Annotated in this window: 17 protein-coding genes; 12 read left to right on the top strand and 5 right to left on the bottom strand. The window is 62.2% G+C overall.

The genetic code is table 11. The features are described from left to right. The first annotated feature begins 59 nt into the window (after positions 1 to 59). Complete coding sequence (locus tag VII69_08805; GenBank protein ID HEY5095199.1) at positions 60 to 512, top strand: MaoC family dehydratase; 453 nt, start codon at positions 60 to 62, stop codon at positions 510 to 512. Positions 513 to 610: 98 nt separating this feature from the next. Beyond that, entirely contained in the window at positions 611 to 1,246 is a 636-nt protein-coding gene (locus VII69_08800; GenBank protein ID HEY5095198.1) for a DUF899 family protein, read from the top strand. Here VII69_08800 and VII69_08795 read toward each other — a convergent pair. Continuing rightward, positions 1,243 to 1,773, bottom strand: coding sequence for a DUF1203 domain-containing protein (locus tag VII69_08795; GenBank protein ID HEY5095197.1), 531 nt, complete (start codon positions 1,771 to 1,773; stop codon positions 1,243 to 1,245). The two genes, VII69_08800 and VII69_08795, sit on opposite strands and share 4 nt — an antisense overlap. Positions 1,774 to 1,811: 38 nt before the next feature. Between VII69_08795 and VII69_08790 the strand changes: the two genes are divergently transcribed. Genes VII69_08790 through VII69_08775 form a run of 4 tightly spaced genes read left to right on the top strand, consistent with a single transcriptional unit; the run spans position 1,812 to position 4,763 of the window. After that, positions 1,812 to 2,294 carry a hypothetical protein gene (locus VII69_08790; protein HEY5095196.1) on the top strand — a complete coding sequence of 161 codons (483 nt, stop codon included), beginning with the start codon at positions 1,812 to 1,814 and terminating at the stop codon, positions 2,292 to 2,294. Positions 2,295 to 2,349: 55 nt separating this feature from the next. Further along, positions 2,350 to 2,799 carry a VOC family protein gene (locus VII69_08785; protein HEY5095195.1) on the top strand — a complete coding sequence of 150 codons (450 nt, stop codon included), beginning with the start codon at positions 2,350 to 2,352 and terminating at the stop codon, positions 2,797 to 2,799. 10 nt (positions 2,800 to 2,809) lie between these two features. Continuing rightward, the gene (locus tag VII69_08780) at positions 2,810 to 3,946 is read left to right on the top strand and encodes an aminotransferase class I/II-fold pyridoxal phosphate-dependent enzyme (GenBank protein HEY5095194.1); all 1,137 of its coding nucleotides are present in this window, start codon (positions 2,810 to 2,812) and stop codon (positions 3,944 to 3,946) included. After that, the gene (locus tag VII69_08775; protein HEY5095193.1) at positions 3,933 to 4,763 is read left to right on the top strand and encodes an aldo/keto reductase; all 831 of its coding nucleotides are present in this window, start codon (positions 3,933 to 3,935) and stop codon (positions 4,761 to 4,763) included. Before VII69_08780 ends, VII69_08775 begins: the two co-directional genes overlap by 14 nt. Here VII69_08775 and VII69_08770 read toward each other — a convergent pair. Then, positions 4,756 to 4,953 (bottom strand): hypothetical protein, encoded by a 198-nt coding sequence (locus VII69_08770; GenBank protein HEY5095192.1) that lies wholly within the window; start codon positions 4,951 to 4,953, stop codon positions 4,756 to 4,758. The genes VII69_08775 and VII69_08770 overlap by 8 nt on opposite strands. A gap of 268 nt (positions 4,954 to 5,221) precedes the next feature. On the opposite strand from VII69_08770, the gene VII69_08765 reads away from it, so the two are divergent. From VII69_08765 to VII69_08755, 3 genes are all read left to right on the top strand, one after another. Beyond that, complete coding sequence (locus VII69_08765) at positions 5,222 to 6,751, top strand: hypothetical protein (GenBank protein ID HEY5095191.1); 1,530 nt, start codon at positions 5,222 to 5,224, stop codon at positions 6,749 to 6,751. Beyond that, entirely contained in the window at positions 6,748 to 8,328 is a 1,581-nt protein-coding gene (locus VII69_08760; protein HEY5095190.1) for a hypothetical protein, read from the top strand. Before VII69_08765 ends, VII69_08760 begins: the two co-directional genes overlap by 4 nt. A gap of 134 nt (positions 8,329 to 8,462) precedes the next feature. Continuing rightward, positions 8,463 to 9,962, top strand: coding sequence for a sialidase family protein (locus tag VII69_08755; protein ID HEY5095189.1), 1,500 nt, complete (start codon positions 8,463 to 8,465; stop codon positions 9,960 to 9,962). 83 nt (positions 9,963 to 10,045) lie between these two features. Here VII69_08755 and VII69_08750 read toward each other — a convergent pair whose 3' ends face one another. Continuing rightward, positions 10,046 to 13,114, bottom strand: coding sequence for a hypothetical protein (locus VII69_08750; protein ID HEY5095188.1), 3,069 nt, complete (start codon positions 13,112 to 13,114; stop codon positions 10,046 to 10,048). Positions 13,115 to 13,205: 91 nt separating this feature from the next. Between VII69_08750 and VII69_08745 the strand changes: the two genes are divergently transcribed. From VII69_08745 to VII69_08735, 3 genes are all read left to right on the top strand, one after another. Further along, a complete protein-coding gene (locus VII69_08745) occupies positions 13,206 to 13,685 on the top strand; it encodes a GNAT family N-acetyltransferase (protein HEY5095187.1) in 480 nt (159 codons plus the stop codon). Between the two features lie 125 nt (positions 13,686 to 13,810). Next, entirely contained in the window at positions 13,811 to 14,719 is a 909-nt protein-coding gene (locus tag VII69_08740) for a hypothetical protein (protein HEY5095186.1), read from the top strand. Between the two features lie 122 nt (positions 14,720 to 14,841). Continuing rightward, complete coding sequence (locus tag VII69_08735; GenBank protein HEY5095185.1) at positions 14,842 to 17,637, top strand: TonB-dependent receptor; 2,796 nt, start codon at positions 14,842 to 14,844, stop codon at positions 17,635 to 17,637. Positions 17,638 to 17,738: 101 nt separating this feature from the next. Here VII69_08735 and VII69_08730 read toward each other — a convergent pair whose 3' ends face one another. Together VII69_08730 and VII69_08725 are read right to left on the bottom strand one after the other, a co-directional pair. Continuing rightward, positions 17,739 to 18,266: a hypothetical protein gene (locus VII69_08730; protein HEY5095184.1), complete on the bottom strand. Its 528-nt coding sequence runs from the start codon at positions 18,264 to 18,266 to the stop codon at positions 17,739 to 17,741. A 121-nt stretch (positions 18,267 to 18,387) separates the two neighbouring features. Then, positions 18,388 to 19,422, bottom strand: coding sequence for an alpha/beta hydrolase (locus tag VII69_08725; GenBank protein HEY5095183.1), 1,035 nt, complete (start codon positions 19,420 to 19,422; stop codon positions 18,388 to 18,390). Between the last annotated feature and the right edge of the window lie 41 nt (positions 19,423 to 19,463).

Below are 19,463 nucleotides of genomic sequence, written 5' to 3'. Positions count from 1 at the left end.
CGGTGGTTTAGGATGCGCCGTTCGAGGAGAAGTCCGCGCAGCGCGGTGAACGATCGCATATGACGGACCGCTATTTCGAAGACTTTGCCGTAGGCGACACGTTTGACACCGCAAGCATTCTGGTGAGCGAAGCCGACATCGTCGACTTCGCGCGAGTCTTCGATCCGCAGCCTTGGCATCTCGATGCGGAAGCGGCCATGAGTAGCCCGTTCAAGGGCTTGGTCGCAAGCGGTTGGCACACGACCGCCGTCACCATGCGTCTCTTCGTCGAAAGCGGAGTCTTGCGCGCGACCGGAATCCTCGGTCTCGGCGTAGACGATCTCAGGTGGCTTAAGCCGGTGCGTCCCGGGACGACACTGCGGGTCCGGGGAGAAGTACAGGCGCTCGATCCGCCCGCGCCGGGCCGGCGCGCCGGCACCATGCGCGTCGCGCTCACGACGCTGGACCAAGACGACGAGGCCGTGCAAACCGAAGTCGCGATTCTACGCGTGCGCATACGCGACAAGAGATGATCGACCCGTCTTCCAGCGCGTCGATGGTTCGCCACAGCAGGAATTCGGTTAACCAGTAGGTTAACCGTCGCCCACTAGGTCAGATAGAGGAGGTGCTCATGCCCGCCAAGCCGTCCAACCGCGCGAAACGCGTTCAGGCGCTGCTGAAAGATGAAATCGCGCTCAAGGATCACGCCGAGAAGGTCGCTGCCAAGCGCCGCGCGTTACCGCCCGGCCCGATCGTGAAAGATTACGTGTTCCGCGATGGATCCAAATCGGTGAAGATTTCACAACTCTTCGGGCGCGGCCAGAACGAATTGATTCTGTATCACTTCATGTATGCGCCCGAAGACGAAAAACCGTGCCGGATGTGCAACATGTGGGCCGACGGGTACAACGCCATCGCGCAACACGTCGGCGATCGCGCGAAGATCGTTTTAGTCGCCAAAGCGCCGGCTGCGAAATTCAAGAAATGGGGCAAAGGCCGAGGCTGGGACAACATCCGGCTGCTTTCGAGCTATGGCACGACGTTCAACCGAGATTTCAATGCCGAAGACACAGACGGTGACCAAGCGCCCACGATCAGCGTCTTCACTCGCGACAAGAAGGGCGTGATCCGTCACTTCTATCAAAAATTCGCGATGATGAATGAGAAGAACTTCCGGGGCCTCGATCTGCTGTCGCCGGTTTGGAACCTCCTCGACCTGTTGCCGAGCGGGCGAGAAGAGTGGTATCCGAGCTATTCCTATCGCTAGGAAGTGCCGGCCCCGGCCCGCTCGATGCGGAACATAAAGCAGCCTCGCGTGCTGCTTCGCGCGTGGACGTATGCAACGGCCGGATCGGCGAGGAGCGCGAGCGCTGCGCTTTCTGCGCCCCCGGCCTCGGCGAATACCTGCGAGTCGTGGATCTTGTCGCTCGCATCGTAAGGCCGCAGAATCAACGGCCGCCGGCTGAAATCTTCAGGGAAACCGCCGTCGCTCGGAAAGCGCGGGCAGCCGTTCGCGTGGATGAAGACAGGTCCAATTTCTTGATACGGCGCTGACTTGTCGAACGGCCTATACGAGAAGAGCAGGAGCGGGTCGCCGGCGCTTGCATAGCGCAGGCAATGGCGGCACGGACCGCTGCCGTCCGAGATCTCGGGCGCTAGCTCGTTGCCGAATTCGTCGTGCAGCAGGGAGCGCACTTTTTGCGCGTGCGACGTGGGCATCGCGATGATGGTCAGTGATTTCATGTCTGCAGTGTAGCGCAGCGCAATCCGGCCGGCTATCCGGTTCTTGCGCACGCCGAGGGCTTTGCCGAACTCACCTCAAACGACGTGCGGTGGCCGTCCAAGAATATGACTTTCTGAGCAAGTGGCGCTTCGAAGATTCGTCGATCACGGAGGTCGCCGACATCCTCGAAGATACGGCGTCCTTGCCCACGTGGTGGCCGGAGCTTTTCAGGTCAGTCAGAATCGTACAGCCGGGTTCGGAGCACGGACTTGGCCGGGTCGCAGACTGCACGTGCAAGGCGCGCCTTCCATACACCCTCAAGTTCCGCTACACGGTTGTGGAGGAGCGCTATCCTGACGGATCTACGATCGACTCCACCGGCGACTTGGTCGGGCGCGGCGTTTGGCGGTTGAACGCGCACGCGAACGGCGTCGATGTCGAATATTCGTGGAAAGTGAGATTGGAGAAGTTCTGGCTTCGCGTCCTCTCGCCGTTTCTTCGGCCACTCCTCGCGTGGAATCACGAGTGGTCGATGGCGCGAGGAGACGAGGGCCTTCGCCGGGAGATTTCGCGGCGCCGCGCCGCAAGTTAAATGCGCGCCGAAATCTGCCCAAGGTGCGGCAAACGGCTTGGGACAATTCTTCGGCATGCCCAACTCCTTCCATGGATTCGACCATATCGATGTCCGGGTGAAATCGCTTCCCGCGGTCGAATCGTTTTACGACGCGTTTCTTCCGGAGATCGGTCTGCCTCGCAAACGCCGGTCGCACGTCGATGCCGGCGGCGAGTGGCTTGAGGCAAGCGACGAACGCCCATACAACGTGGCGGAATACTACGAGGAAGTCGAACCCGGAAAGGCGTCGTTCTTCATCGGGATCATCGAAGATCCGGACATGCGGCCGACGAAGACGCGCATCGCTTTTCGGGTTGCGTCGCGGACCGAACTCGATCGCATGCACGAACGCCTGCACGAGTTAGGCGCAAAGCGCATCGAGCTCTCCGAAGACATGGCGAGCTATCCAGCCGTGTTCTTCGAAGACGCCGTCGGCACGAATCTCGAACTCTGCGCGCGGCACACGCCGGCGGACGGTTTTTGAAGCCGATCGCATGACGCTCGCACCATTCAAGCTGGAAAGATATTTCGCGCGCTACGAGTTCGCCGCGCCGTATCTGCTCTGCACGTCCGACTGCGAAGCGCTCTCGCTCGCCGAACTGCTCGGCCTGGAGGCCGACGCACGCGAGAAATGTTCGGCGCTCCGGCTCGGCTACGTCGAGGCAAACGGCGCCGCTTCGGTCCGGGCCGGAGTCGCCGCTCTCTTCGACCGGGTGCAGCCCGACGATGTGCTCCTGCACGCCGGAAGTTCGGAAGCGATCTTCGCCTTCATGACCTGCGCGCTTGAGGCGGGCGACCACGTGATCGTCCACCATCCGTGTTATCAGTCGCATTACGAAGTGGCCAAGAGCATCGGCTGCGATGTCACGTTATGGTGCGGTGACGAACGGCGAGGATGGGAACTCGACGTCGACGATCTCAAACGCGCGCTGCGCCCGAACACCAAGGCCGTCATGATCACCGCGCCCCATAACCCCACGGGATATCTCATGGCGCGGGCGACGCTCGACGCCGTCGTCGCGCTATTGCGCGAACGAGGCATCTTGCTGTTCAGCGACGAGATCTTCCGGTTCATCGAACAATATCCGGCGGAACGCCTGCCCGGCGCGGTCGATCTGTACGAGCGCGCGATTTCGGTGGGCGGCCTCTCGAAGACGTTCGGTCTGCCCGGCGTTCGCGTGGGCTGGGCCGTATCGCGCGAGCGGGATCTGCTCACGCGCATGGCGCGCCTCAAAGACTACCTGAGCCTTTGCAACGGAGCCACAGACGAGTTCCTCGCCGGCATCGCGCTTCGCAACCGGCACGAACTGCACGGACGAAGCCTCGAGCTCGTCGTGTCAAATCTTCGTCTCCTCGACGCGTTCTTGGAACGCCACGGCGATCTGTTCCGATGGCAGCGGCCGCGCGCGAGCACAGTGGGTCTTGTGCGATATCAGGGCGCTTCGGGCACCGCGAAATTCTGCGACGACGTGGTCCGAGAAAGCGGCGTGCTTTTGTTGCCGAGCGCCGAGCTTGAATTCGGCGACGCGCACTTCCGCGTGGGATTCGGCCGTCGAGACATGCCTGCCGCCGTCAGTCGCTTCGAGGAGTATCTCAAGCCGGGCCGGGCGGCGGCGCTTGCAAGCAACTAAACCGTTTGGCCCGTCCGGCCCACTCGTTCCGCGAATCGGTCAAGGATCTTGGCCCGTCCCCGATCCGGATGCGCTTCGGCGCGGGATCGAACTCGGACTCACGCACATCGACACGGCTGAGATGTACGGCGCCGGCAAGTCGGAAGAGCTGGTAGGAAAAGCAATCCGCGGCGTGGCGCGTGAGTCGCTCTTCATCGTCTCAAAGGTATTGCCGCAGAACGCGCACGCAAAGGGTGTTGCGGGTGCGTGCGCGCGATCGCTGCGCAGGCTCGGCACGGACTATCTCGACTGCTATCTCCTTCACTGGCGGGGCGACGTGCCGATCGGGGAGACGATGTCCGCCTTCGAGCGGCTCGTCGATGAAGGCAAGATCCGGTCGTTCGGCGTCAGCAATCTCGACCCGTGGGATCTTCGCGAAGCTGCTGCAGGACTGGCCACGCACAAAATCGCGTGCGACCAAGTGCTCTATAATCTGGACGAACGCACGGTTGAGGATCACGAATTACCTTGGGTGCGCGAGTACGGCTGCGCGCTCGTGGCCTACACGCCGCTTGGCCAGCCCGCACTTGACCCAGACGACAAGAAGTTCGCGGTCTTAGCCGATATCGCGCGGCAGCGCGGCGTGACGCCGCACGCCGTCGCGCTGAGCTACCTCACGCGTGATCCGTCGGTCTTCGCGATTCCAAAAGCTTCGCGTCTGTCGCACGTGGCGGCCAACGCGGCCGCGTTGACGCTCGACCTCAGCGCAAGCGACGTCGCTGCCATAAGCGCGGCGCATCCGAACCGCGTACGCGTGGGTCCGCTTCCGACTAATTGACTTCGTCGTGCGCTTGTCGAGAAGGGATGGGCACGATCGCGGGCCGTACGGAAATGGGCTGCGGATGAGGGAGCGGCCGCCCGACCGGGCCGCCGCCGCTGACTCCGGCCGGCGCGCCGGTGACGTGCGCCGGAGCGCCGGACAATAGACTGGTGACGATCTCGACGATCAAACCGATGAATTGAATCACTGCGGCCTCCGTGATATCTCGATTCGGATGTGCGAAGTGAATCCCCTAACGCTGCGCGGAAATTGGGTCCAACGATTCATCGCACTGCGAAGCGGTACCGAGCTTGCAGAAGCCTGATACCCGGCCCGCGCCATTTTCCTCAGCACTATGACGCACAACAAGTAGCGGTGTCGGCGATCGCGGCGCGATGCGAAGGTCCGTTCATTCCACGATGCGAACGCCGCGATGACCGCCAGCGCGGCCCGCTTCATCTCGTTTTGGAGTCATCGTGAAAGCAGCACTCGGTATTCTCGCTTTGTGCGCGTTTTTGGGTTCGAGCCTCGCCGCATTCGCAGACGACGATTCGCCGTCGCAAAAACCTTCGCCGCTGCCGGTGCCCGCGTCGAAGGATTCCGTGACGCACGCGACGCTCGGCATCGACGGCAGGCAGATCCGATATTCAGCGCGGGCCGGAACGATCGTGCTCAAAGACGCGCATAGCAAACCCACGTGCAGCATGTTCTATACCGCCTTCACCGAGGACGGCAATGTCGACCTCAACCGGCGGCCGGTCACATTTTTCTATAACGGCGGCCCCGGCTCGTCCAGCGTCTGGTTGAGAATGGGATCGTTCGCTCCGAAACGGGTGCTCTCGGCGGACGCACAGCACACGGCGCCCGCTCCTTACCGGCTCGTCGATAACAGCTATAGCTTGTTGGATAAATCGGACCTCGTGTTCGTCGATGCGCCTGGCACGGGCTTTAGCCGGCTCGTCGGGTTCTCCAAACCCGCCGACTTCTACGGCGTGGATCAAGACGCCCGTGCGTTCAAGCAGTTCGTCGAAACCTACGTCTCAAAGAACGGGCGCTGGAACTCGCCGAAATTTCTGTTCGGCGAATCGTACGGCACGACTCGCTCCGCCGTCCTCGTCAATCTGCTTCAACAAGACGGCATGGACTTCAACGGCGTCGTCCTGCTCTCGACGATTCTCAACTATGCGACCGACTTCGGCGGCGACGGGCTCGACACCGAATACATAGGCTATCTGCCGACGGAGGCCGCAATCGCGTGGTATCACAACAAAGTTCCCAACCGGCCGCCCGATGAAGCCGCGTTTCTCCGCGACGTCCGGCAATTCGCCTTAGGCGACTACGCCCACGCGCTGCTTAAGGGCAACACGCTGAGCGATGCCGACCGAAGTGCGATCGCCCGCAAACTGCACTCGTACACCGGCATCAGCGAAGACTTCTATCGCCACGCGGATCTGCGCGTAGAGCCGGGTGAATTCGAGAAAGAACTCCTTCGCGATCAGTTTCGCATAACCGGCCGTCTCGATGGCCGCTTCCTGGGCATCGACGGCAAAGCCACGGGAGATACGCCCGACTACGACCCTGCGGATACCGCGTTTGCATCGGCATACGTGTCCGCGTTCAATAGCTACGTGCGCGGCGATCTCAAGTATCAGACCGACCTTTTCTACAAGGCGACGAACTATGGCGAAATCAGCCCGGATTGGGATCAAACCCACAACATCGACGGCAACCAGATCCCGTGGCCGGACGTCGTCCAAGACCTGCATGACGCCATGACGCAAAATCCTCAGCTTCGCGTGTTTTCCGCGAACGGGTACTACGATATGGCCACGCCGTTCTTCGCGACCGAATACGTGCTCGACCACATGGCGCTCGATCCAACGTTGCGCGGCAACATCTCCTTCAGGTACTACGGCTCGGGGCATATGGTGTATCTGCATGCTGCGGCGCTCGCACAGTTCAAGTCGGACCTCTCCAAGTGGTACGATTCGGTCCTGCACTCATGATTCGCCGCGAAACGACCCCGTTTGGAGCACAGATGAAATCGTTGCTTGCAGTCCTCACATTCACCATGCTGTTCGGCGCGGCGGCGCCCGCGTTCGCCGCGGCCGCTCCTCCCGGTCCTGCATCACCGCAGCCGGCGGCTGCGCCCGCGGCAGGCGGAGAGACCGGCGACTCGTCGACCCACGATTCGCTGACGCTGGCCGGAAAGACCATTCCCTACACGGCGACCGCCGGCACGATCACGCTGCGCGACGCCAAGGGCGGGCCGACCTGCAGCATGTTCTACGTCGCGTACACCGCTGACGGCATCTCGAACTTGAGCACGCGGCCGGTCACGTTTTTCTACAACGGCGGTCCGGGTTCGTCTACTGTCTGGTTGCGCATGGCATCGTTTGGTCCAAAGCGCGTCGTCATCGCCAACGCGCAGTTCACAGGCCCAGCGCCTTACAGTCTCGTCGACAACGAATACAGCCTGCTCGACAAGACCGACATGGTGTTCGTCGACGCGCCCGGCACCGGTTTTAGCCGGCTCATGGGCGGCTCCACGCCGGATCAATTCTACGGCGTGGATCAGGACGGACGCGCGTTCAGGCAGTTCGTCCAACGGTACATCACGCAGAACAGCCGCTGGAATTCGCCGAAATTCTTGTTCGGAGAATCGTACGGCACCACACGCTCGGCCGTGCTGTCGAACATGCTGCAGCAAAGCGGCATGGACTTGAACGGCGTGGTTTTGCTCTCGTCCGCGTTGAACTACGGCACCGAGTTCATAGACGGCGACGGGCTCGACGCGGCCTATATCGGGTACTTGCCGACCGAGGCCGCCGTCGCGTGGTACCACAACAAATTGCCGCATAGACCTGCCAGCCTCACGGCGCTCGTGCAGCAAGTCGAGGACTTCGCGTTGGGCGAATATGCCGATGCGCTGCTCAAAGGCGCGAGCCTAGGGAAGAGCGAGCGCGACGACGTCGTCCACAAGCTTTATGAATTCACCGGCATCAGCGAACAATTCTACCGGCATGCCGACCTGCGCGTCGAAGCCGGCGAGTTTGAAAAAGAGCTTCTGCGCGATCAATACCGCACCACGGGCCGGCTTGACGCCCGCTACCTCGGGATCGACGGTAGGGCCGTGGGCAGCTTCCCGGACTACGATCCCGGCAGCTCCGGTTCGGCGTCTGCCGAAGTGTCGGCTTTCAACGACTATGTGCGCACTTCGCTGAAATATCAGACCGATCTCATCTACGACCCGCTGGACGTCGGCGTCAACCAGAAATGGGACCTCAAGCACAACATCGACGGCAACCAGATACCCATCCCCGACGTGGTCCAAGATCTGCATGACGCGATGACGCAAAATCCGCGCCTGCGCGTATTTTCAGCAAACGGCTACTACGACATGGCCACGCCGTTCTTCGGGACCGTGTATACGCTCAACCATATGGCGCTCGATCCGTCGCTGCGCAACCACATCACCTACGGATTCTATGAATCGGGCCATATGGTGTACATGAACGTCACCGCACTCGCACAATTCAAGTCCGATCTCGCGCGCTGGTACGACAGCGTGCTCTCGCCCTGATCCGCGAAGTAGACCGCCCAGCCATTAGCCCCAACGCCCGTGCCGTAGGTCGCGGGCGTTGTCGTGCGCGAAGGGAACCTGCTTGCATCGACCGTACCTCGTCGAGAACCACTCATAGGAGGAGCGATTTTAGCGTGCATCATAAATCAGCCATCTTCGTGGCCGCTGTTGCGGTTCTCGTCACGTCGAGCGTGGCATCATCGGCGGCGCCGGTTTTTGCGGCGCCCACTCTCATAAAAGTGAGCGCCGACCCGTTCACCAATCCTTCAAGCCAGCACAAGACGGAAGTGGAGCCAGAGACGACGACCTTTGGCAACATCATCGTCAGCGCGTTTCAAACCGGCCGTGTCGTGGACGGCGGCGGTGCCGACATCGGTTGGGCCACATCGAAAGATGCGGGCGCGACGTGGAAATTCGGTTTCTTGCCGGGCATCACGAAGGCTCAGAATCCAAACAACAAATACGATGCGGTGAGCGATCCTTCCGTCGCATACGACCGCAGACATGGCGTCTGGCTGGTGAGCTCGCTGCCGATCTCCAACAATCTACCATCGTCGCCGGCCGTGCTCATCAGCAGATCATCCGACGGCATCCACTGGCTTCGACCCGTCGGCATAGCACCGCGCACGCAGTCGGCCGACAAGAACTGGGTCACGTGCGACAACACGCCGACGAGTCCGTTTTACGGTCACTGCTACAACGAATGGGATGAACCCGCGGGCGGCGATCTCATCATGATGAGCAAATCGTCGGACGGGGGCGCCACATGGTCGCGTCCGCTCACCACCCAAAATCAAGACGCGGGCCTGGGCGGCGAACCGCTGGTCCAACCCAACGGCACGGTCATCGTTCCGATTGAAGGCGGCGAGGGGATCGGCGCCTATCGGTCCACCGACGGCGGCCATTCTTGGTCGGGCCTCGTGAACGTGGCTGAAGTCTTTTGGGGCGGCGATCCCGGCGGAGTCCGCGCGAGCCCGCTTCCGTCGGCATCCATGGACGCAAACGGCAAGATCTACGTCTCCTGGGAAGACTGCCGGTTTCGGGGTTTCAATTGCACCTCGAACGACATCGTGTATACGACGTCGATGGACGGCCTCACGTGGACGCCGGTCAAGCGGGTGCCGATCGATGCGAAAGATTCCGTCGTCGACCACTTTGACCCCGGATTTGGCGTTCAGCCCGGCACATCCGGACAGACGGCCAACATCGGCGTCTACTTCTATTTCTTCTCGAACGTGAATTGCACCGAGTTCACGTGCCAATTGGGCGTCGGGTTCGTCTCATCGCACAACGGCGGATCGAGCTGGAATCCGGCGATCGTGTTGGCCGGTCCCATGAAACTGGACTGGCTGCCGCAGAGCCAGAACGGCCTCATGGTTGGTGACTATATCACCACCGGGTTCGTCAACGATCTGGCGTGGAGCGTGTTCGCCGTGGCGAACGCGCCGACCGGCGGAGTATTTGACGAGGCGATGTACGTGCCCGCGGGCGGGCTCGCGATCCCGCAATTCGGACAGCAGCTCACGTCTAACTTCGACGTGGCGTACAACAACCAGCACTTCCGTCATCACTGGACTCCGCTGCCGCCGAAGTCGAAGAAGTCGTCGGCGAAAGCGGTCATCGAGCACGATTAACCGTCGCGTTCGAATCGTAGGGGTGAGCAGAGCCGACCATAAAGGTCGGCTCCTACATATCTGGGCAAGCGATGCTTGCCCTCCTACAGGGCCGTGAGGCGCCGCACATCCGAATCATAGATCGCCTTGTCCATGGTGAATGCTTTCACTTCATCGGCGGTCGGCGCCGTGTCCGCGCTTTCCACAAGACCGGAGAGCGTCTGTAAGGCGCCGTCCACGTACCACAGGCTTGAATAATCCTGCGATGGCGTTCCCACCGAATTGTCGGGGCTGCCTTCCGGCGGCCCACCGATGATCGCATCGAATTGCTTTTGCGTTCGGTCCGTCGCAGAGGACCGAGCGCGCGCGGCCTTTGCTCGCGCGGTGGAGAGCGCCACCTGCACGCGCAACGCTTCGATCGAGCGCGCAAGGCGGAATTGGGCCAACAGATCGGCCGTAGAGACCTTGACGCGCGGGTCCGCCTCGACGGTGAGCGGTTGCGAGTACGTGCGCTCTCCGGCCGAGAGGCTAACCGTGTACGTCCCGGGCGCGGCGGTCACGCCGTCTTGCCCTCCCGGACCGAATGGGGGCTCGCCCAAAATATCCGGCGCGGCGTAGGCGAAATTCCATAGATAACGATGCATGCCGGGCGCGGCCGACGGCGGTGCAACGGGCACCGCCCAAAACGATGGAAAGTCCAGGGAGTCTTCATCGATCGGCCGTGCTCGATCGGTGCTCGCAAAACGCCGCACGAGCGAGCCGGCGGCGTCGCGGATGTCGAGCACGACCGGCTTGTTCGCGGCGGAACGGCCTATGAAGTAGTCGATGTAGGCGCCGACCGGACGGTTCTGGCCGGCTGGCTCTTCGGGCGGCAGCCGTTCGCCGGGATCGCCATGCGGCCGCACGCGCACGGCGATCTCCGGTGCGAACAGTCGGGTCTGGTCGGCGGCCATCCGCGATGTCACTTGATAAAGCGGCGACAGGTCGTCGAGCACCCAAAATCCGCGCCCGTGGGTGGCGATCGCCAGCGACCCGCGCCGGATCGCCAAATCCCGAACCGGAGTCACTGGCAAGTCGAGCTGCAGCGGCTGCCAACGTGCGCCATCATCGAACGATACGTAGACGCCGAGCTCCGTGCCGGCATACAGCAAGCGCGGCCGCACGGGATCCTCGCGCACGGCGTTGACGAACGCGCCCACCGGAATTCCGGTGGAAACGAGTCGCCACGACTTGCCCCCGTCATGCGTACGGTAAATGTAGGGCCGCACGTCGTCGAGACGATGGCGGTCCACCGCCGCATACGCGGTCATGGAATCGTACGCGGACGCTTCGATGATGCCGACTTTGCTCCACGGCCCGAGCTGTGCCGGCGTGACGTCGCGCCACCGTCCGCCTTCATCCTGCGTTATCCATATCTTCCCATCGTCTGTTCCGGCCCAGATCTCGCCGCCTTTGATCGGCGACGGCGCGATCGTGTAAACGACGCCGCGCCGAGGTCCCGTTCCCAAGTTATCCGCGGCGGTCGGCGCATCAAGCGTGGCCGGCACGCCGGGGTCTTGCCGCGTCAGGTCCGGGCTGATCGCGCGCCACGTCGCGCCGCCGTCGGCCGTGCGGAACACGACTTGACGGCCGTAGTAGAGCACGCGGGGATCGGTCTTCGAGAAGATGAGCGGCAGCGTCCACTCATCCCGGAAGAGCTGCTTGTAGGTTATCGTCGGATCGAGCGATTGGATCTGATGATTGGCGAGATTTTCCTTCGTGACGTTATCGCCGTAGACGATGTCCGGATCGTCCATATCCGGCGCGATGGAGCCGCTCTCACCGCCGGCGACGATGGCGCTCCAGTCCGACGATGTGAGCCCGAGCGCATCGGATTGCGTGGCGGCGACCGCCGCGCCGTTGTCTTGCTGCGCTCCGAAGAGATCGAACGGATACCGGTCGTCGGTTGCGACGTGATAGAATTGGCCGGTCGGCTGATTGAACCAAGAACTCCACGTGACGCCGCCGTTCAGCGTGATGCTCGTGCCTTGATCGCTCGCAAGGACCATGCGCGCCGGTTCGGTGGGGTCGATCCAAGGTTGGTGGAAATCGTCACCGTCGGGGGAGCCCTTGATCGCCGTGAAGTGAGTGCCGCCGTCGCTAGAACGGTAAAACGCCGTGTCGGACACGTACACGGTGTCGGCGTCCTTTGGATCCGCGACGATGCTGCAGAAATACCAGCCGCGTCCCCACAGCCGCTGGTCGGGATCTTGCAGTTTCCAGTTCGCGCCACCGTCGTCCGAGCGGTAAAGTCCGCCGGCTTTTGCGTCGACGATCGCGTAGACGCGATTTGGATCGCTCGGCGTCATCGCGATGCCGATCCGGCCGAGACCCGTGGATGGGAAGCCGTGTCCGGTGATGTGCAGCCACGTCGCGCCGCTATCGTGCGACACGTATAAACCCGTGCCCGGGCCGTTGGACGGCGGATAGACACTCCACGGTGGTCTGCGCGTCTGCCACAAAGCCGCGAAAACCGTGTGCGGATCGGCCGGATCGAAAGCGAGATCGATCGCACCGGTGTTCTCATCCTTGTACAAGACCTTTTGCCACGTCTTGGCGCCGTCGGTGGTCCGGAACACACCACGCTCCGCGTTCGGCCCATAGCCATGTCCGAGCGCGGCGACAAATGCGATATCGGGATTTGTCGGGTCGACGATGATCCGCCCGATCTGTCGCGTGTCCGCCAGCCCGACGTGCTGCCACGTCGCGCCCGCGTCGACCGACCTGTACACGCCGTCGCCGTACGAGATGTCGGACCGCATATCGGCTTCGCCCGATCCGACGTAGATGACGCTCGGATTTGACGGCGCGACTGAAATCGCGCCGATGGACGCGATCGGCTGGCCGTCGAAGATCGGTTTCCACGTGCGGCCGGCATCGTTCGTCTTCCAGACGCCGCCCGCGACGGCGCCGAAATAGAAGAGTGTCGGATTGCCCGGCACGCCGGTCGCCGCCACGCTGCGCCCGCCCCGGAAAGGACCGACGAGCCGCCAATGCAAGCCGGAGAGAAAAGCCGGGTTCACCGGACCGGCTGCCCCTGCAGGGACCGGCGCGCCGGAAGCGGCTACCGCCGTCACAAAAGCCAAGACCGCGCCCGCAAATAGCGCGGCGCCGCGAACAATATTCGTCATCATGTTATTTTTAGTTATTTGAGCGTACACCGCAGCCCTTTACGCATCGTCGCTCGCCCATCAAAATAGCCGGCTGGAAGCGAGAAGGCCGTGCGTGGCGAAAATCGGTCGCATGACGGACATCGCGATCAGGCTCATCACACCGCCCGAACTCGGTCTCGCCGCCGATATGCGCGAGCGCATGACCCGCGAACTGCAAGACGACGAGAACGCTCCCGTCGACCGTCAACTGCACGACCGTTTCGTCGAGTTCTACCGAACGCGCATGGCCGCCGGTACTTCGGCGACTTTTGTTGCCGAGCGAGGCGACTCGTTTTGCGGCTTGGCCTCGGTGTACAAACTCGTGAATCATCGAAGTGAGATATTCAGACAGCCGTCGGCGTATGTCAGCAACGTCTATGTCGAACCGCAGCAACGGCGAAAAGGATTTGCGACGGCGCTGACGTTGCGGTGCATCGATTGGGCGCGCGAACACGGCTGCGTGATCGTGCGCTTGCGAACGTCGAAGTTGGGGCGTCACGTCTACGCGGCCATGGGATTCTCCCAATCCGATGAAATGGAACTGCCGCTCTGACAACGCCCGTCCACTGCCCGCGAGACAAGGTTAAGTCTTCTTAACCTTGCGGGTATGCCGGCACTCGTCTCGCGAACTCTGACGCCGCTGTCGAGCGCGAACTCGAGTTCTATAAGGAGGCGATCGTGGCTATCGTTCCGGCATTCCCACCGCAAAAGATCATCATCGAGAGCGGCTTTGACTATCTAGGCGCGGACGCCGACAGGCGCCGCATCTTCGCAGCGCACACGGGCAGCGGTGCGCTCACGGTCGTCAACGCGGACACCGGCGCGGTCCTCGGACAGGTAGATGTCGGACTGCTCCACGGGGTCGCGGTGAACCCCGAGAATGGGCACGTCTACACGGGCGACAGCGAAAAACGGACGGTGAACGACATCGACCCGGTCGCGATGACGGTCGTCTCATCGGTCGCGGTTCCGGGTCTCGTGGATGCGACCGTCTACGACGCGAAGTACCATCATATATACGCCGATGAAGACGACGGCACGCGGATCTTCGTGGTCGACTCGCGCACGATGAAACTCGCCGGCACGGTCGCGCTCCCCGGCCACAAACCCGAGTACATGGCGGTGGATCCCCGCACGCACAAGCTCTACCAGAACATCGCGAACCTCTCCGAGTTCGTCGTGATCGATCCCGAGACGCTGCGCGTGGTTCAAACCGTGAAGACGCCCGAGATCGTTAGCAATCACGGTCTCGGACTCGATGGCGAGCGCGGCCACGTGTACGTCGCGGGGAGGAACGGCGTCTTGTCCGTCTACGACCTCGACGGAACGCACGTCGCAAGCCTTACTTTCGGGCGGCGTACGGATCAGTGCATGGTCGATGCCGTCCGGCATAACATCGGATGTGCCGGCGGCGGTTTTATCACTGTTTTTCACGACGGCGGTTCGACGGGCGTGCGTTTGGTCGGCACGCGTCAGATCGATCCGGACGTGCATACCCTCGCGTTCGACACCAAGACCGGTGACGTCTGGGCTGCCTGGTCGGGAACGGCCGGCGATTTCGTACAGGGGTTCAAGATCACGCCCTAGGCAAAGGGCTGCTCGAGCGGCGTCGTGTTCTTAAGCCATCTTAACGGCACGATTATGATACCTTAATCAACCGCCTCCATACTCAATCTAGAATCATTCGGAGTTTGAATGGAGGCCTCGCCATGTCCAGCAACTTCGCAGCTATTATCAGTTCAATATTGCTCGCTGCATTCGGAAGTGCAGCCGCGGCGGCCGACACTCCCGCGGCTCCGACCGCAACACCCGCGACCGCGCATAGCGTATCGGGAATCGTCGTCGATGCGACGTCGGGATTGCCGCTCGCGAACGTCAAGCTCGTCACTGCGGGACCTACGTCGATGTCGACGGTCACCGCTCTCAACGGCTACTTCAAATTCGCGTCGCTCGCCGTCGGTGAATATTCCATAATCGCGTCGCGCACCGGCTTTGAGACGACTGAGTCGGAGATATTCATCGTCGACGGCAGCGATCTGAGCGGCCTGACGCTCGCGATCAACCGCACGCAGGGCGGGAACAGCGGCGCCCGGGTGCTGGGCGTCACGACCGTGCGCGCGTCGCAGTCCTTACAAAAGGCCGCGACGATTTCGCGCACGGTGTCGGCGCAGTCGCTTCAGCAGCAGGGCTACTATCGTGCATCCGACTACCTCCAGCAGCTTCCCGGCCTGCAGGGCGGCAATCCATCGCAGCCGGGCGACGACGTCTCGCTCAACATCCGCGGCATCGGCACGTTGGAGACGTTAACGATGATCGACGGCCATCCGATCGGTCCGCGCGGCGACTACAACTACGAGCTCTCGCCGGTGTTCGGCCTGCGCGCGATCAACGTCTTCTACGGTTCCGGCAGCAATCTGTACGGCGTGAACGCGATCGGCGGGGTGATCAACATGGAGACCCTCGCGCCGACGCGGACGCCGGAAAACACGTTCAGCCAGAGCTTCGGCACGTTCGACAAGCTCTCTTCAGCAGTGCAGAGCACCGGAACGTTCGGCGGCGGAAAGCTCGGCTATGCGCTCGCCTATGGCACGCAAGGTCTGGACGGACCGTTCAAGCACGACAACTTCTATCAGGCGTCGGCATCGTTCGATCAGTATGCGACCAACCCGTCGACCCGCGCGCTCGGCGTCTATCAAGACGACACGAGTTTCGTGAACAAGAGCGGACTGATGAAGCTCGTGTACGACGTGAATCCGAACACCCATCTCACCGCGGCCTACTTAGGGAGCAACGAGTGGGATGACAAAACGGGCAACGGCGACAACGACTATCTGCCTTATCAAGTCGAGCTCGCCGCCGGCCAGGGGAATCTAGCGGCCGCGATCGGCTCGGGTGCCGATCCGTGCACGCTAGCGAATCCGAACACGTTCACGGTCGGCTTCAACAACGGCGGCGGCACTCCGGGCAAAGACCGCAGCGGAAACCCCGACGGCGGCTCGCAATGCCAAACGCCGCAGTCGTTTGCGAAGGCCAATTTCGGCTATCAAGGCGCCGGTCCGGCTTGGCAAGCGTACCACAGCAACGACTACCATCTGGGCTTGGATACGAAGCTCGGTCGCGGCACGCTCACGGTCGACACGTTTTCCAACTTCTACATCCACAACTACGACCGCACGTTTGGCAGGCCGGACCAGTGCGGCACCGATGACAGCGGAAATCCGATCTATCCGTGCACGACCCCCGACCCGTCGTGGCACGTCGACCAGGACACCAACACGGGCGCGAGCATCGCGGACGATTTCAGCGGAACCGCAAACGATATCGGGGTGGGGTTCTTCTACGAGAACACCTCGTCGCTGTACCGGGAATACCGCGGCGCCCCGGTGAGCGCGACCATAACGGCGCCCGTCACGCACGACACCGCGTTCTTCTTGCGCGACGCCTATCACAAGCCCGATGCGAAGCTGACCACGTACCTGAATGCCTGGTTCAAGCACTCGACGATCACCAACACGTCGTACTTCGACCCGCGCATCGCATTCGTGTGGTCGAACACGAATGATGTCTGGCGATTGGCGGGCGGTGAGACCTCAACGCAGCCCACGCCGCAAGATCTCGATCAGCCGACTTCGCCGAGCTCCCTTGGCGCCTTCACCGGCGGCGGCGTGTCGTGCACGTCGCTCAATCAGATCGGCAACGTTCCGTCGGCGGCGCTGCGGCCCGAGCGCGCTTCGGATATGGAGTTGAGCTACGGGCGCCGGTTCGGCGGGGATTCCATCGCCCAGCTGAGTCTGTACAACACGAACTTATTCAATCAGATCTATGGCGTGACGGTGCCGCTATCCGAAGTGCCGGTACTAGGGTTCGATCCGACGCCTTATGCCAACGCCATCTCGTCGTTGTGTCCGGGCGTCTCGCCGCAAGAAGCGCTTGCACTTCTCGGGTTGGGCGGCAACCTCAACATCGGCCACACGTTTGCGCGGGGAATCGAACTGACCGGTAAGCAGCATCTGATCGGCGGCATGTCGTTGGACTACTCGTACGACACGCAGTCGGCCGTCCTTCAATCCCAAGAGCCGGCGCTCATCGATCCTGCCCACGGCGGCAGCGTGTCGTTCATTCCCGGATCGCAGCTCCCGAATGTGCCGCTGCACAAATATTCGTACGCGTTCGACTACGCATTTGGAAGAGGCGTTGAGGCGCGCCTATCGACCTACCATCTCTCCGAAAACAATGCGAACAACTTGCCCGCCTACGGCTACTCCGACTTCGACTTGTCGATGCCCGCCGGCGCTGACCGCCTGATCAGCATGAACATCAACAACGTCTTCCAGAGCCACGCCGACTACCGCAACGAAGTTGGATTAGGCTACCCGTTGGCGCTCAACCGTTTCGCAAGCGCGAGCAACGGCGACTACACGCCGTTCTTCGGCTCGGCCGCGACCGAGCGCTTCAATCTTCCGTTCCGCACGATCGAGTTCGCGTACCAAGTCAAGACGAGGTAGAACCGACTGATGTAGGAGGGCAAGCATCGCGTACTAGGGTGAGCAACGCTCACCCATCTGGGCAAGCGATGCTTGCCCTCCTACAAAAAACGGGATGGTCGCTAGCGCTTGTTGCAGTCGCTGTTCGCGACGGTCTTCCAGCGCCCGCGTTCGCGGATCTCCGTCGTATCGGTGAAGCGGCGGTCGGTGAATCTGACCATAATATCCCGCAGGTCCGCGTCGAGGGAGCCGCGTTGAAGCTTGCCCGATAGCGTGATCGCATTGCCCGCCCATCCGGGAGATGACGCAAGCACCTGCGTACCGTCGTCGGCGTACGCCGATGTCACGATCCGTTTGGACGACGGCTGATAACCGAACAGTTCGAAAGTCCGGTAGTCCGGCCCGATCACGTGCTGACCAAGTGCGGCACCGCCGCCTTCGACCGAATATCGTGCCGTAATCGCGTCGAGACGCGGTGCGGCGCGGCCGCTCGCCGCCGTCCACGACTTGCATTGCCACGATCCGACCATGAACTGGAACGGGGCAAGCGTCGGATACAAACGGGGTTCGGCGCGCGCCGCATCGGGCGCGGATGCCGCGATCGAAAACGCTGCGATTGCGAAAAGCAGAACTGTCGCAAATCGATTCATCGCTTGTCCTCCGACCGTCCTGAAGTGCAGTAGACTTGAACCTTGGCCACCCCCGGGCCTAGCAATTCCTAAAAATTAATTGTTCCGGCGCGCGTGCTTCAGATGCACGGCGCTTTCGAGATCAGCGCGGCATCAGAAAGCGCACGGCGTTCACGACATCCTCGGGATTGTCCAGCGCGATGTGATGCCCGCTCGCCCGCGCGTGCAACAGAGTCGCACGCCGGCTCAATCGCAACGCGTCCGACTGAATGCTCTGCCAAAGGCGCTCGTAGCGCGTCGCCTCGCGCCCGGCTGCGGCAAAGGTCTCGGTCAAGTCGTGCGCGAGGGCTACGATCGGCAGTTCGGGCGGCAGCGTTGCTATTTCCGCCTGATCCAACGTCGCATCCCACCATATGATCTCCAGCAGCGCGGCGATCACGTCGCGCGGCAGTGAATCGGCGAGTTCCCGCCTCACCTGCGGCGGCAGCTTATGAAGGCCCAAGATGATCTCTGGACCTTGCGTGCGCGCCACCAACCGCAGGACGCCGATCGCGCCGAGCAATACCAGACCGCCGAGGGTGAACCCGAACGCCGTGACCATGCGCCGCATGACCAGATGCGCTTCGTGGAAGATGGCCCCGTGCAAGGCGTCGACGAGCACGATGCCGGCGACGTCGCGCGGATGGCGCCATGCGAACAGACGGGAGATAAGACCACCGTACGAATGCGCCACGAGGAGGTACGGCGGCGGCAGCCCCGCTTTTGCGAGAGCGAGATGGAGTTCGGCGGCGAGCTGGGCACCCGATCGCGGAAACGGACCGAAATCGCTGAAGCCGTAGCCGGCGCGATCGTACGAACACGTGCGCGCGAATTTCGAAACGTCGCGCTGCACGAGCGACCAGAGCACCGACGACCCGCCGAAACCCGCCTCGAACACGACAGTGGGCCCCGGACCGTCGCCTGCTATCCTAAGGTGGAGACGCCGTCCGCCGATGTCGACGAGGCGGCCAGGAACCGGCATCGCGCGCGACCGCAGCCACGAGAACACCGCTTCAGAGGTGAATCCCGCCGCCAACGCCCACGCGATTCCGGCCGCGACGCTATTGAAGCGCGGCTTTCGCACGGGAAGCGAGCCGGGAATAGCTCCGGGCGAGAGAACGACTGTTTCGACATCCATATCGGCGGCTCGCTCGGGCGATCTTAGTTGGTCCGTCGTTC

The organism is Candidatus Eremiobacteraceae bacterium (assembly GCA_036511855.1).
GTDB lineage: Bacteria > Vulcanimicrobiota > Vulcanimicrobiia > Eremiobacterales > Eremiobacteraceae > JABCYQ01.
This window is presented reverse-complemented; position numbering and strand designations above follow the sequence as displayed.